This is a genomic window from Streptomyces violascens, from assembly GCF_014649955.1.
Taxonomy (GTDB): domain Bacteria; phylum Actinomycetota; class Actinomycetes; order Streptomycetales; family Streptomycetaceae; genus Streptomyces; species Streptomyces violascens.
The window spans coordinates 41,264-54,851 of record NZ_BMUA01000034.1; the positions used below are offsets into that span (position 1 = coordinate 41,264).

Here is a 13,588-nt window from a genome sequence, read left to right on the forward strand (position 1 = left end):
CCTACAAGGGGCGGCGGAACATGAGGGCATAGGTCCGGTATCGAGCGTGTGGTGCGGCTCTGGCTTGGGCAGGCCGCACCACATGCTCCTCAGGCGTCCTGGGGCCAGAACTCCAGTAGGTACTTCTCCACTCCGTGAGCGACGCCTTCGATTCGCGTGACACGTTCCACCTCGGCACGGCCGGAACAATAGACCCGGACCCGCCACTGCCCGCCCGATTCGGCAAGGCTGATCACGTCTTTGGCACGGCCGAGGGTCAGCGTCCAGACCGCGACCTCGCCCGTCGTCGACTCGAAGTCGACCTCGCCCTGCTCATCCCACTGAACGCTCGTGTCCAGGGGCGGCTCGGCGTCCCACACCTTCACCGTGACCGTGGCGGTGTGGGTGTGACCGGCGCTGAACAGATCAATGCGCCGTGCGTGAGGGTTGAGGAACACGCCCCACTCGTACCCATCGTTAAACGGGACTGGCACTGCGCTGTCGTCCGACTCTTGGAAACAGAACCCGCGATAAGCAACCTCAACATCGAGTTCCTGTTGCCGTACCAGATTTGCCACGCCCGTACCTCCGCAGAGACCATGTCGCAGGATCACACGATCCTATTCGTCGACGGATTGATGCCGATGGCTGTCGTGCCGGTACTGACTATCGCCTCAGTAGCGCCCCCTGCCTCCCTGCAGAGCGGAACGCCGGCTCGACGGTAGTGGGGTCTGTGGCTGGCGACAGTATCGTGACCCTGTAGAGCGGCACCGCCTCGCTGAACGTGCCGCTTCCCCCTCACCGCGGAGGTCCCGCGCGGACGCCCACCCGGCTTCGGGATGGGCCGGTTCCTCGACAGGACTTCGAGGGACGGGGCCGCCTTGACTGTGTAATCGGCTGCCGTCCCGGAATCGGACAGCAGACCTTGCAGGTAAAGAAGTATTCACGGCGCGGTGTTACCCGTGTCCTGTGGCTGAAGACAGTCGCCGACCCCGGTCACGTTCCTACCCGGCCGGAGCTGACGGCCGGTACCGATCTGACGAGCGCGATCGCGGCGATCGACGGCTGGTCGCTGACGAACCAGGCGATCGAAACCCCCGATCTGGGCAGCACGTTCGAGTCGAAGATCCCCGGCACGGATCAGGCAGACGACTCGTCGTTGGGTTTCTATGAGGACCAGGTGTCCGACGAGATCGAGCAGCTGCTGACGAAGGACGCCACTGGCTGGGTCGTGTTCCTTCGGAAGGGCGATGTGCCGGGCTCGCGCTCCATGGATGTGTTCCCTGTGCGGATCGGTTCGCGGTCGCCGAACTATTCGACAGACAACGAGGCAGCGAAGTTCACGGTGTCCTTCTCGATCACGGAGAAGCCGACGCAGGACGCGGTGATCCCGCCCGCCACGGTACCGAAGGTGGACAAGTAGTCCGCCTCCCGAGGCTGCCCGGCCGGGTTCGAGTGCGCGTAACAGTGCCCTCGCTCACCTCCCTCGCGGCGCTGAGCCGTACGGGCCCGACCGGGCTCCCCGCCCCTTTCCTCGTCCTCTGTTTTCGGAGTCTTCTGTATGTCTGCCGCAGCCCGTTCCGTTCCCGCCCCGCCGGCCAACGCCGTTGTCCTTGATGCGCATTGGGCGCGGAAGCTGGCTCGTCTTCGTGCCCGACAGCTGCCGGAGCACACGCTCCAGATCTGTGATGACCTGGCCGTGAAGAAGCGGCTGGAGCAGGCCAAGCTGGAGGCCGCCCGCTGCCGCATGGCCGATGCTGAAAACCAGCGCACCACCAGCCCTGAGACCGAGCAGGCCTCGGCCGAACTCTCCGTTGCACAGGCGGAGTTCAACGACGCTTCGCTGTCGCTGACGTTCAAGGCGCTGCCGAGGCCGGTGCTAGACGGGCTGATCAAGCGGTTCCCGCCGACGGAGACGCAGGCGGAGGACGGCGACACCTGGAATCCGGAGACGTTCCCGGCCGCGCTGGTGGCGGCCGCCCACATTGAACGGGACGACGCCGGTCAGGCGGTGGAGGGGCTGACAGAGGAGGAGGCGCAGGACCTTCTGGACTCATGGCCGGTCGCGGAGTCGAACGCGCTGTTCGCGGCTGCCTGGCAGGCGCAGCAGATCGCCCGCACCACGACGGTGGAGCTGGGAAAAGACTGATCGCCGATGCGCAGTTCCGGGCGGAGTTGGAGCTGTGTGACCGCTACCGGATCCCCCACTCCCTGTTCCTGGGAGCTGGGGACGGCGGGTGGTCGGAGGCGGACCGGGCGAAGGCCCTCGCGTTCGAGGCGTACCGGCGGTCGGTGTGTGAGCAGTGCGGCACGAGGGCTTCGGAGTGGGACGAGGCCGAGGGTGGCGACCGGTATGCGTACGTCACCACAACGGTGCGGTGTGTGGGCTGCGAGTTGATCGCGGTCGAGCAGGACCAGGTCCCTGAGGGGCCTGACGGGTACGGGGTGCGCATCGGCCTCGTACCGCGTCCCCGGTAGGGGCGCTGGAGGGCACTGCGGGAGAGGGGTGCGGGGAGTAAGGGCACCGCCCGGTGTCGAGCTACACGCTCAGCGTTCAGGCGCGGGCGGATTTCTCCCGGCTGCTCTCCGAGGTCCGCCAGACCTCCCAGGCTCTTCGGGGCCTGGGCAGGGACACGGCTTCTCTTCACCGGCAGCTGTCCCAGGTCGGCGACGGTGCGCGCGGTGCTGGCACGGGGCTTCGCTCGCTGAGCCGGGACGCTGACAGCGCCCGGGGCGGTCTGCGCCGTCTCGGCTCGGACGGGCACTCCTCGACCCAGCAGCTCCGGCACGGTCTGCTGAGCGCCCGCCAGGAGCTGCACCATCTGCGCGGTCTGGTGGTCGGTGGCGGCATCGTCGCCGGGCTCGCGGAGATCGCCCGGGAGGGCAACGAATACCAGCGCGGCATCAACAAGTGGGGCGCCGTTACCGGGGCTTCGGGCCAGGAGATGGTCCAGGCCGGCGCGAAGGCGCGGGAGCTCGGCGCCGACCTGAACATTCCCGGGACGTCGGCGGCGAAGGCCGCCGACGCGATGCTGGAGCTCGCCAAGGCGGGCCAGACCAGTACGTCGTCGATCGCGAACGCGCGGGCGGCGATGCAGCTCGCCGCGGCCGACAACCTTTCGGCCGCCGACGCCGCCCGGTATTTGGGTGACGTGATGGACCAGTTCGGTCTGTCATCGAACAACGCGGGCCGCGCGGCCGACGTGCTTGCGGCGGGCGCGAACGCGGCGTCGGGCGGGCTGCAGGACATCTACTACGCGATGTCCTACACCGGGCCTGTCGCGGCCCAGTTGGGTGTTTCGCTGGAGGACACCGCTTCGGCGGTGGCGATGCTGGCCCGCTCCGGCATCCTCGGCTCGAAAGCAGGAACGTCCCTGCGGGGGATGCTCACGAACCTGGCGAAGCCGACCAAGGCGATGCGCCAGGGCCTGGCGGACCTCGGCATCGAGGCGTGGGACGCGCAGGGCAACTTCAAGGGCCTGCGTACGGTCATCGAGGGCTTCGAGCAGGCCCAGCACCGGATGTCCCAGAAGGATTTTCTCGGCGCTCTCGCGAACGTGGTCGGGAAACCTGCTCTCGCGGGTGCGGCGGCTCTGGCGCATCAGGGTGTCGCTGCGTACGACCAGATGCACACCGCAGTCACACGGACCGGTGCCGCGGGTGAGATCGCCGCCTCCCAGACCAAGGGCCTCGCGGGTGCGGTCACCCAGCTCAAGACGCAGGCGAAGAACACCGGACAGGTCCTTTACACCGCGACGGCGCCGGCGCTGGAGAAGTTCACGCGCCTGATGACTGCGGGGATGAGCGCCGCGACGCCGTATCTGGCAGGCGCGGTCGACTACGTCCACGACCTGTACACGCTCGCCGGACCGGGGCTCGGTGCGAAGGCCAAGGCGGGCGTGCGGGAGCTGACCGATGCGTTCAGTGGCCTGGGCGAACCGTTCAAGGACGGGGCAATCGATGTGGCGGGCGCCGGGCTGAACGTCCTCGTCAACGCCGGGCGGGCGGTCTGGGACGTCTTCCGCAACATCGTCCAGGCGGCCGCGCCGGTGATCGAGGCGATCGCGGAGGTCGGGGACGAGTCGGAGGGCGGCGCGACCGGCCTGGACATGGTCGTCACCGCGCTGAACCTGGTCTCCTCGGCTGGTGGCGCGGTGTCGGGGGTGCTGGTGCCGATCGGGCAGACCGTGGCCTGGCTGGTGCGCGGATTCGCGGCGCTGCCGGGGCCGGTGCAGTCCGCGATCTTCGCGATGCTTCTGGCCCGCAACGTCACCCCCACCTTCATGCGTCTGGGCGGGACGGTCGCCGGGCCGGTCACCGGGGCGTTCCGCACGCTGCGCCAGGAGATGCAGCTCCAGCAGTCGCTGGCCGCCGCCCAAGGTGTCTCGATCGGCCGGGTCGGACAGGCCCTGGCGGTTCTTCAGACACGCATTCCTGTCGTCGGGCAGATGACGGCGGCGTTCCGGTCCGCGGAGGGCACCGTGAGCGGTGTCGCCCGCGCCATGGGCACCGGGCTGGGCGCTGCGGCGACGGGACTCACGGGTGCGCTCGGCGGGCCGTGGGGAGTTGCGATCGCCGCCGCAGGTGTCGGCCTGTCGATGCTGGCGTCCCACCAGCAGAAGGCGGCGCAGGCGGCGGCCGAGCACCAGTCGCGGATCAGCAGTCTCACCCAGGCGTTGCGCGAGTCACATGGGCAGATCAACGAGAGCGTGCGGGCGGCGGCCGCGCAGGCGGTCATGGACACGAAGGTCTTCGACGGGAAGAACCGGCTCGTTGACGTGATGGCCAAGGCCGGTGTCAACGCGCGGCAGCTCACCGACGCCTACCTCGGGCAGGACGGCGGACTCAACGCGCTCCAGAACCGGCTCAAGGACACGGCGGAGGCCAACGTCCAGTGGCTGGCGACGTCCGCGGGCGCCGCGAAGACGTACAACGATCAGGGGCTGGCGGCCTCGCGGGCGGCGACCGCGCTCGGCTCGGTCAAGGGCGAGATGTCCCAGGCTGTCAAGGACGCCAAGGACCTCGCCGAGGCCACGGGGTCTGGGGGCAAGTCGGCTGCGGATGCGGTCGGCCCGTTCGGGAAGTTCTCCGATGCGATGCGCCGCCTGTCCGACACGACGGCGGACTCGGACACCCGGGCTCGGGCTCTGCACGATGCGCTGAACATTCTGGCCGGTGGGTCGGTGAACCTGTCGGCGGCCGAGGCCCGGTTGAACCGGTCGGTGTCGGACGCCTCCGAGGCGTTGAAGGGCGGCATCGACCAGGGGCAGGGCTATGGCCAGGTGCTGCTCAACATGGATGGGTCACTGTCCACGGTCACGCGCAACGGGCAGAAGCTGTACGACGTTCTGCAAGGCCTGTCGACGAACTCGGCGGATGCGGCGTTGGCGGCCTACCAGTACGCCGACGCGAACGGGAAGAGTGTTCCGGAGGCGTTGCAGGCCGCGCAGGCGCAGATGGCCAAGGCCCGCGAATCAGCGATCGCCACCGCCCGGGGATACGGGCTGACGGCCGAGGCGGCGGCGAAGCTCGCCGACAACGCGGGGCTGGTGCCGTCACAGGTGTCGATCTTGCTCCAGACCGCCGGCATGGACAAGGGTGTCGCCGAACTCATCGCCGTGCAGCAGGCGTTGAAGGCGACGCCGGACCAGAAGACCGTCACGATCTCCACCCTCGACAACGAGGCCCGGGAGAACCTGAAGAGTCTCGGCTTCACGATCACTGATCTGAAGGACCGGCGGGTGCAGGTGACCGCGCCGACCGATCTTGCCCGCAGCGAGCTGGACGCGCTGATCGTGAAGCTCGGCCAGACGCCCGGCGCGAAGGGCATCGCGGTGACCGCGGAGAACGCGGCCGCGATCAGCAGCCTCGAAGCGGTCAAGCAGAAGATCCTCACCGACCCGGGCGCCAAGTACATATCGGTGAGCGCCCCAACAGCCGCAGCACGGGAACAGCTTGAGGCCCTCGGATTCACGATCAGCCAAGTGCCCGGCAGCAAGGACATCACGGTCACCGCGCCGACCGGAACGGCGACCAGCAACGTCGCCACGATCCAGGGCGCCATCGATGGGCTGCGCGGCAAGTCGGTGACGATCACGACCGTCCACAACGACGTCTACCGCACATCGTCGGAACGCAGCTCGGGGCCGTGGGCGGACGGCTACGTCCTCCCGAAGGCGGACGGCGGGATCGTCACCTATGCGGACGGCGGGGTGCGGGAGAACCACGTCGCGCAGATCGCCAAGGGCGGCACGTGGCGGGTGTGGGCAGAGGACGAGACGCAGGGCGAGGCGTACATCCCGTTCGCGTCCGGCAAGCGGGCCCGGTCGAAGATGATCCTCGACCAGGTCGCGAATCGCTTCGGCGGGTCGGTTGTCTACAACGCCTCGGGTGGCCTGTCGAACTGGTCGTACCAGCCGATGGGCACCACCGGGTTCTCGATCACCGATGTGATGTCGAAGTCACAGAAGAAGAAGGGCGACAAGGAGGTCTTCGACCTCGGCCTGTTCGAGCAGAACCTCCGCACCTCCGTGTCGACGGCTCAGGCGTGGCGCGCCAACCTGACGACAGTCGCGCGGCGGGCCGGCACGGATGTGGCGAAGGCCCTGGAGGAGATGGGCGCCGACGGGGTTGAGCTGACCCGGAAGATGGCCACCGGCTCCACCAAGTACATCCAGGAGATGGCCGACCAGCTGAAGAAGCTGTCGAGCACGGCGAAGGCCTCGCTCGCCGATTACACGGCGCAGTTGCAGAACGCGGTCAAGGACTCCACAGCGTTCCAGAACAACCTGGCTCAGCTCGCTGCCGGTGGATTCGGTGACCTGGCTACGCGGCTCGCCGAGCAGAACGACCGGGACGCGGAGGTCCTGGCCGACCAGGCCGCGCACAACTGGCTGAAGGCAGACGAGGCGAATAAGGCGTCGGCCGGCGCGAACAAGATGCTCGACGGGGAGCAGCTCGGCGACCTCGTGAAGATCATCAAGTCGTTGTCGAAGGGCGGCGGGATTCATCAGGTCGCGGACACGACGGGCTTGTCCGAGGACCGGATCATCGAGATCGCCAACAAGAGCACCGACCAGATCCGCAAGGCAGGGGGGCGGGCGGACCGGTTCTTGTCCGACCTGGTGAAGGCGAACGCAGGGAAGGCGTACGCGAACGGCGGCACGTGGGAGCCCGGCATCTACTCCTCCAGCTCGGCGAACGGGCTGATCAAGTTCGCGGAGAGGGAGACTGGAGGCGAGTCGTACATTCCGCACGCGGGCTCCAAGCGCGGCCGTGCCACCAACGTGCTCGCGGGCACTGCCAGCAAGTTCGGGTACGGACTCGTGCCGCGGACGTTGGTGGATGCGCGGGCCGGGCGCTCTCAGGTCGTCGTGGTCCAGCAGGCTCCGGCGATCGGATCGCAGACCATTCACGTCACCCGGTCCGGCGCAACAGCCGACGACATCTCTTCGGCCGTCTCGTACCAGATACGGCGTGCGAAGCGGGGCGGTGGGGCGCTGCGATGAGCACGAACCTTACGGACTGGCAGATCGAGATCGGCGGGATACGTCTCGGCCACGGCACCCGGATCCCGATCACGGCGATCGAAGGCCTCGCCCGCCCTGGTGTACGCGGTGATGTCGTGGAGCGTCCGGGCGCGGACGGGGCGTGGCTGGCGCCGGACTGGTACGAGGCACGCACGGTGCGGATCGACTGCGCCATCAAGACCCCCGGCGATCCGGTGGCCGCTGCCGGTTTGCTGGCGGCGCTGGAGCAGATCGCAGAGAACAGCCGGGTACGGACGGTCGGCGGTGCGGTGATGCCTCTGCGCATCAAGTGGCCCGGGTCGCCAATCCGGGTACTGTTCGGCCGGATCCGCAAGCTCGAACCGGTGTGGGAGAAAGCCCCGTTGGGCTGGATCCCCCTTGATGTCGAGTTCACCGCCCCCGACCCGGTGTACGGCGGCGACGTCGAGCAGCAGGTGGAGTTGCGGCTGGGCTGGCTGTCCGGCGGCGGCTTCACCGCCCCCGTGCAGGCCCCGATCGTCGTGAACGGGGCCGGTCCGGCGGGTGGGCAGAAGCGTCCGGGCTGGGTCACCAACAGCGGCAACACAGATGCGTTCCCCGTGCTCACGGTGCGCGGCCCGTGTGCCAACCCGCAGATCACGCACGTGGAGACGGGCCGGACGCTCAGCATCCCGGTCGTGCTGGATGCCGGCCAGTGGGTGCGGGTGGATACCCGGCCCGGGCAGCGGGTCATCACCCGCGACAACGGCGGTGCTGTTGCCACCACGCAGCCGCTCGACGCGTTCCGCCTGCCGCCGGGGCGCAGTGAGATCCGCTGGACGGCCGCCGACCCGACTCTGTCCGCCCGCCTCACCGTGGCGTGGCGTGACGCGTTCACCACCCTCGGAACCCCTCTGGAGACATCCTTCTCATGACGCTCGCACAAGCCCCGCTCCTCGTGACCGGCGCCACCCACTCCGCACAGACGTTCCGCATGATGATCCGGGACCTCTCCCGCGGCTCGGAGGGAGTGACCGAGTACGGGGATCTGAAAGTAGTGCCGCTGCCCACTCCCGGAGCAGGGGTGCAGATCGGCGACGGGTCTGCGGTGATCCGGGGCCGAGCCAATGCCTGGCAGGGCTCGTACACGGCGTACAACATCGGCACCGCCACCGTGCCTGTCGCACCGACCGGGGCGACCCCGCGCACCGACATGATCGTCCTGCGCGTGGTGGACCCCGAGTTCGAGGGCAACCGGGACCCGGCCAAGGACGCCATCAATGTGTTCGAGGTCGTGCCCAATGTGGCGGCCACCGCGACGACGCCGCCCGCCGGCATGACCGGGGTCGCGCTGGCGTGCATCGACATCCCGGCGAGAACCGCGACGATCACCGCGGGCATGATCCGTGACCTGCGCAACGTCGCCAACCCGCGCAGCGTCTCGAAGCTGTTCACCGCCTCCCCGACCGAGGACCAGCCGTACAAGGGCACCGGCTACACCTGGACGCAGTGGCCGCCGGTGGCCCGCTGGAAGGTCTATGTCCCGTCCTGGGCCGTACGAGCCCGCATCAAAATGACCCTGGCCGGGGTGCAGCTGATGGGCGGCTACGGCTACGGCGGCAGCGCCGGGCGGCTCGGGACGCTTCAATACCAGTCAGTGGTGGTCGAGTCGAACGCCGGCTCGGAGCGGCTGAACTTCATCAGCGCCGACACCATCGACATTCCGCCCGCCTACCGGGACACCGTCCAGTGGCTTGAGCACATCGTGGCCCGCAGCAGCGACTTCCCCGGATGGTTCGAAGCCGACGTCGCCACCACCGCGATAGCGGAGATCTCCTTCGACGAAGGCGCGGCCTGATGGGCTACCGCTATCTCACCCAGCACGCCCTCACCGGCGCCTGGCTCACCTCCGATCTCCCGTTGACCGATGTCGAGTTCGGCCCTGATCTGAACGGACCCGGGCACCTGCGAGGCACGCTGGAGCCGCATCTGGGACGGCGTCTGCCGGAGATCGCCGACGCGGGGAACACGCTGATCTACGTGGAACGGGACGGCTACCTGCGGTGGGGCGGCATCATCTGGCGGGCCGAACCCGAGGGCGACAAGGTCGTGGTCGAGGCGGCCGGGTGGACCTCGTACCTGCAACGCCGCCGAGATCTGGACGGCGAGTTGGGCGGCCGCGGCCCGTACGTACGAGCCGACCCGTGCCGCATCATCTGCGACATCGTCGCCTACGCCCAGTCGATCCCCGACGGCGACCTCGGCCTGAGCGTTGACGGCATCACGTCGTCAGCGACCGTCGGCAGCCCAGCGGAGCCGTGGCATTCACGCTGGTGGGAGAACCCCGTCCTCGGCGACCAGCTCGACGACCTCGTGAAAGGCCCCAACGCCCCGGACTACACCTGCGGTGTGTGGTGGGACAGCGCACGGCGCCCCGTACGCCGGATCCAACTCGGCTATCCGCGCCTTGGGCGGCGCCGCGACGACCTCTCGTTCTCCACCGGCATCAACATCATCACCAGCACCCCCGTGCAGTATTCCGCGGACGACTACGCCCAGGTCGTCATCGCTACCGGAACCGGTGAAGGCCGCTCGCAGAAACGTGCCATCGATGCCGTCCGTAACGGGCGGCTGCGCCTGGAACACGCCCTGGACCTCCCCGACGTACGAGCCACCGAGACCCTCGCCCAGCGGGCCCGGGCCGAGCGGACCTGGCGCCAACGCCTCGGTCACATCGAGGAGATCACCGTCCGCGACCACCCCCAGGCCCGCATCGGCGCCTGGCAGATCGGCGACGACGTCCAGGTCGCCGTCCGCGACCAGTGGACCACCTGGTCCGGCTGGTGCCGCATCACCGGCTGGACCATCCACCCCGACACGGCAGCCGGCGAGACCGCGACGATCCAGCTCGCCCCGGCCGACTCCTACCAGTACGGCGCAGCCGCCTAAACCTCAAGGACGATCATGCCCGCCGACATCGGCACCCGCCTGGCCCGCCTGGAGCAGCAGCTCCGCGCCGTCATCCGCGCCCCGAAGCTCGTCAACGCCTCGATCGAAGACGGCACGGTCGAGGTCTATGACAAGGACGGCTCACTCCGTGCCCTGGTGGGGCAGCAGCCGGACGGCACTCACGGGGTGACCGCCGTCAACGCGCCCCCACCACCCGCACCGTCCATCCCGCAAGTTGTGCCGGTGCTCGGCGCGGTCACCGTGTCCTGGGACGGCACCTTCCGCAGCGCGCAGGCCGGGCCGCTCGACTTCTCCCGCATCGAGGTCCACGCCTCCCCGACGGCGCCATTCGAACCCAGGGCTGGCACCCTGCAGGGCAGCATCGAGTCCCCTCAGGGCGGCTCGTTCACGATCCCCACCAAGCAGCCGGTCCACATCCGGCTGGTGGCCCGCAACACCTCCGGCGCCCCGTCCGTCGCCTCCGACACGTTGGGACCAATCGGTCCGGCCGCTGTCGACCAGTCCGTCCTGGATGGCGCGCTGGCCGACGCCACCTCGCAGCGGTTCGCTGACACGATGCGGGACCCGCGCGGCTGGAAGCAGCTCTGTTCCGGCAAGGACGCCAGCTGGTCCATTCGTTCCGGTGTCACCGACGCGCTGCAGGGCCCCACGGTGCTGGAGGCCGTGGGGCAGGTCCAGTTGTGTGCCGCCACAAGGATCGCCTTCGATCCCGACACCCTCTACCGGGTGTCGGCTCGGGTCCGCTCCACAGCCCAGGCTCCAGAAGGGCCGGGCGCCGTGTACATCGGGCTGATCGGCTACGGTGCCGACGGCGCCGTCATGGTCAACCGCAACGGCGAAGACTCCCCCGGCAGCCAGCACTACATGGCGTGCCACGGCAAGACCCTCGTGGCCTCCGACGGCTGGACCACGTACACCGGCTATGTGCGAGGCCGCACGATCGCCGGAGCCGCAGCGCCTGCGGGGGACTTCCCCGATCCGCGCGCCCCAGCGCCCGTGCACACCGATGTCCGTTTCGTACGGCCGATGCTGTGGCTCAACTACGGACGCGGCACCGCCTCGGTCATGCAGGCCGACTCTATGTTCGTCGAGGCGTTGCGGACGGGTGTCGTCGGGCCCGACAACCTCACCGGGGGCGCGGTCACCACCCCGGCCATCGCCGACGGCGCGATCACGGTCGACAAGCTCCGTATCGGCGCCACCGGCAACCTGGCGCCGGACCCGAGCTTCGAAACCGGCCACACCGAGCAGATGATCAAGCAGCTGGCCATCGACTGGGCCACCGTCGAAGCGGGCGGGAACCTCTCGCCGACAGCCCTGCGGATCAACGCGGCGGCCGAGGGAGAGTCCAGGGTCATCAGCTTCGACCCGTTCCCCGTGGCCCCGGGTGAACCCTTCTGGCTGGGCACCGATCTTCGCTGCTCCACGGACTGGGCCGGAAAGGATGCCGCCATCACCCTCGCCTGGCAGGGCAGCGACGGCCAGACCATCAGTTCCGGCACCATCTCCGGAAACCCCGCCGCCGACAATCAATGGCGGCGGGTCTCGGGAACCGTGCGCGCCCCGGCCAACGCGGTGCGGGCGGTGCTGCGCATCGGAGCCCTGAACGGAACGGCCGGCAGCGTCTGGTTCGACAACGTCGAGTGCCGGCCGCTGATGAGCAGTGCCACGGCCGGGGAACGTGCGGAGCTGGCCCCGGACGGTGTCCGCCTCTTCGACAAGGACGGCGAGCAGGTGGTCAGCCTCGTGACCGGTGAGGCCAACTACCTCACCCTCGCATCGTCCAAGGGGCGCCCCGTCGCTTCGATCAGCGAGGAAGGCAGGGCTGGCTTCCAGTCCCTCACTGTCGCCGAGGAACTGACGTGGCGCGGCGACAGCCTTGCCACGCACCTCGCCCAACTCCCCCGCGGTATCCAGGCCATCAATACCCAGACCAGCGCGGCCGTCACAACAACTTCCGGAGTCGAGATGGGCTGGGTCGAACTGGCCTGCCAGATCGACCCCATGCGCATGTACCGGATCGTCATGGAAACCTACGTCGACCCGGAGGGCGACGGCGGCGAGATGCTGTTCTGGCTGCGCACCGGCGGCCCCAACCCGCCAACGGTCAAATCCCGCCAGATACACAGCCATGTCATGCCGCTACGCGGCGAGGGCTGGTCCAAGGCCCACATGGAGCTGACCTGCCCCGGCTCAGCCCTGGGCGCCGGCACCCACCGGCTGCTGACATCCTTCATGGTCCGCTGGGGCCCTACCGGGCAGAAGCTCCGCATGGTAAGCGGCGACGGCTACCCGAGCGTGCTGTACGTCGAGGACATCGGCCCGGCCATCCCCAACACCGGCGGCCTGAACACCGGAGGCGCTGCCCTGCCCCCGCCCAAGCCGAACCCGACCCGCTACACCAAGGAGTACACCGCCTCCTGGAGCGGAAGCTACGCCAACCGCAGCTCGTACAACAGCTACTACGGGAACCAGATGATGCAGGGCTACTACTCCGGCACCAACGGCATACAGGCCTCACTCGTCGGCTTCCCCGCCGCGCTCCGCAACGACCTGGCCGGTGCGAAGATCGAGTCCGTGCAGCTGTACCTGTACTTCGAGCACTGGTACGCCAACAGTGGCGGCACCGCCGTGATCAAGGCTCACGGTCACAATTCCCGGCCCTCCACGTTCTCCTCCGATGGCGGTTCCGTGTTGGTCAACTGGGGCCGGAACGAGGGCAAGTGGGTCGATATCAGCTCGATCTTCGACGAGGCCCGCTGGCGCGGCATCGCCCTGGACCCAGCCAGCAACTCGAGCACGTACTACGGGCGCGCGCAGGGCGTGGGTCAGGCCAACACGCCACGGCTTCGGGTGGTTTACACGAAGTAGAGATCCAAGGCATGGAACGGGATGGGGGAGCCGTCGGAGGAGTCATGGTCTCTGGCAGGTGAGAATGCTGTCCACCACTGAGCAACTCGACACTCGGTGGCTAACTGCTAAAAGCGGAATGAATCCCACCGGTGATGTCGTTGTTGAAGCCTCACCTATACCTGCCGGGATATGTGGGCATTTTGCCGTGCCGCGACGCTAACCGGAGGCCACACTTGGAAACTTTTCCGCCACATGTGCACGATTCCCAGGCGCCGAGCGAGCACCGGTGACTATCGTCG

At 68.5% G+C, this 13,588-nt stretch carries 9 protein-coding genes; 8 read left to right on the top strand and 1 reads right to left on the bottom strand.

All coding sequences use genetic code 11. The annotated features are described in order from the left end of the window. Window positions 1-89: 89 nt before the first annotated feature. Window positions 90-557, bottom strand: a complete 468-nt coding sequence (locus IE206_RS37235; protein ID WP_189970284.1) for a hypothetical protein — start codon at window positions 555-557, stop codon at window positions 90-92. A 347-nt stretch (window positions 558-904) separates the two neighbouring features. On the opposite strand from IE206_RS37235, the gene IE206_RS37240 reads away from it, so the two are divergent. From IE206_RS37240 to IE206_RS37275, 8 genes are all read left to right on the top strand, one after another. Next, complete coding sequence (locus IE206_RS37240; protein WP_189970286.1) at window positions 905-1,402, top strand: phage tail tube protein; 498 nt, start codon at window positions 905-907, stop codon at window positions 1,400-1,402. 138 nt (window positions 1,403-1,540) lie between these two features. After that, window positions 1,541-2,128 carry a hypothetical protein gene (locus IE206_RS37245; RefSeq protein ID WP_189970288.1) on the top strand — a complete coding sequence of 196 codons (588 nt, stop codon included), beginning with the start codon at window positions 1,541-1,543 and terminating at the stop codon, window positions 2,126-2,128. 26 nt (window positions 2,129-2,154) lie between these two features. Further along, window positions 2,155-2,457: a hypothetical protein gene (locus IE206_RS37250; protein ID WP_226599558.1), complete on the top strand. Its 303-nt coding sequence runs from the start codon at window positions 2,155-2,157 to the stop codon at window positions 2,455-2,457. A 53-nt stretch (window positions 2,458-2,510) separates the two neighbouring features. After that, window positions 2,511-7,487: a phage tail tape measure protein gene (locus IE206_RS37255; RefSeq protein WP_189970290.1), complete on the top strand. Its 4,977-nt coding sequence runs from the start codon at window positions 2,511-2,513 to the stop codon at window positions 7,485-7,487. Then, window positions 7,484-8,401, top strand: a complete 918-nt coding sequence (locus IE206_RS37260; protein ID WP_189970292.1) for a phage tail family protein — start codon at window positions 7,484-7,486, stop codon at window positions 8,399-8,401. Before IE206_RS37255 ends, IE206_RS37260 begins: the two co-directional genes overlap by 4 nt. Continuing rightward, on the top strand, window positions 8,398-9,324 hold the full coding sequence (locus IE206_RS37265) for a hypothetical protein (protein ID WP_189970294.1): 927 nt from the start codon (window positions 8,398-8,400) through the stop codon (window positions 9,322-9,324). Before IE206_RS37260 ends, IE206_RS37265 begins: the two co-directional genes overlap by 4 nt. Beyond that, window positions 9,324-10,415, top strand: coding sequence for a hypothetical protein (locus IE206_RS37270; RefSeq protein WP_189970296.1), 1,092 nt, complete (start codon window positions 9,324-9,326; stop codon window positions 10,413-10,415). The genes IE206_RS37265 and IE206_RS37270 overlap by 1 nt, the downstream gene beginning before the upstream one ends. Window positions 10,416-10,430: 15 nt before the next feature. After that, window positions 10,431-13,307 (top strand): hypothetical protein, encoded by a 2,877-nt coding sequence (locus tag IE206_RS37275; protein WP_189970298.1) that lies wholly within the window; start codon window positions 10,431-10,433, stop codon window positions 13,305-13,307. Window positions 13,308-13,588 lie beyond the last annotated feature (281 nt).